1 protein-coding gene is annotated in these 1,455 nt (G+C 51.8%); it reads left to right on the plus strand.

Features of this window, described 5'->3' with window-relative positions; genetic code table 11:
- Positions 1 to 986 precede the first annotated feature (986 nt).
- Positions 987 to 1,325 carry an IS66 family insertion sequence element accessory protein TnpB gene (gene tnpB / locus DW49_RS01000000128740; protein ID WP_005622506.1) on the plus strand — a complete coding sequence of 113 codons (339 nt, stop codon included), beginning with the start codon at positions 987 to 989 and terminating at the stop codon, positions 1,323 to 1,325.
- Positions 1,326 to 1,455: the final 130 nt, after the last annotated feature.

Below are 1,455 nucleotides of genomic sequence, written 5' to 3' on the forward strand. Positions count from 1 at the left end.
TACAGATGCCCTATCGAAATGATGACGGAAATGATGTCCAAGCATCATGAGAGTCCATCCCTAACTCAATAGCCGGGTGTTGCACTCAGCCTCTGAAACCGCCCAGACTTCGGTAGGAGACAGCATTGTCATCGCGAGACGGCCGATCTGTGCGCCATCGGACCAAACGCTACCTACCCGGAGCGTCCCCAGAAACGAAATAGCGGATGGGACGACGTGGATACCTCCAAGCGAGTTATCTGAGCGTAGCTTTCGGAATACAACGTTCGAAATTGGCGTGGTATTTTTTTTGCCGGGATTTTTTGAAACCGATCCATGCCAAATCGCCACCAGGATTTTTGGGGCATCTTTCGGAGGCTGGAATCGAACTCTTGCAGCGCCGACTCTGGCACAAAGAATCTCAAATTTTTCTGGCGTAGCGTTGCTCTGTGGCTTTTCAGACTGAGTCGTCTGCATGAATCACTGACTCCCTTTGTGTTCCTACGACTACTGTATCGGCCCTGAATTTAAGAAACTGAAATAGCGCCAACTACCGGTATTGGCAGGGGTGACTAGCACCGGCACCGCTCTAATCCCGATAGCAGGATCGAAGTGCTGGGCCGACAGGCACGGGATTTGTCATCCGGCGTGTTGCATTAGCGCACGGGAGGCCAAGACAGGGAGGCATTCTACTGCGGTGTCCTAGTTTTGGGAGGTCGTTGAGTGCGAAGGCCCGTGGTCAAATCGGCGGTAAGGTCCACCGCTGCAGTTGCTCTCGGGTTCTTCGATCTGTTTTTGATGCATTGGGCGGAACGATAAGGCCTGCCCAGATCATCTCTGAATAGCCCTGTTCACAGCGCTGCAGGCGAATCTCAGAATTGACATATCGCTTGTCACTATGCGACTTCGACAGCCAAATCTACGTAAACGCGCCATTAACCCCACATTCAAATCGTTCAGCTGATCCCCGATGCTTGCTCCCGATTCCTTTCCGGAGCCAGCACCTCATGATGCGACCCGACGCTAAAGTCGAAAAAGTCTACCTCTACCCCAAACCCGTGGACTTCAGAAAATCCATTGATGGCCTTTCCGCATTGGTCGAACAGGATATAAAAGTGGCAGTGTTCGACCCGGTGTTTTTCGTCTTTCTCAATAAACCCCGCAACCGAGTGAAGATTTTGTATTGGGAACGCAACGGCTTTTGCCTTTGGCTAAAGCGCCTTGAGTCCGAACGTTTCAAAATCTCGCCCGACGTTAGCGATGAAGCAATCGTGCTGACCGTCCAGGAACTGACTGGCTGCTCGACGGTTTTGATCTGTGGCGTAATCGTCCTCATTAAGTTTTGACGCCTCGATTTGTCGCCTGATTCGGGGCGGCGGCAAAAACTGAGCGCAACACCTGACCAATCCGGTACGGTGAACCTATGTCATATCATGAACTCAGCATTGAAGAACGCATCACGATCCAGTTTGGCCA

It is taken from the genome of Pseudomonas avellanae BPIC 631 (assembly GCF_000444135.1).
Lineage (GTDB): Bacteria > Pseudomonadota > Gammaproteobacteria > Pseudomonadales > Pseudomonadaceae > Aquipseudomonas > Aquipseudomonas avellanae.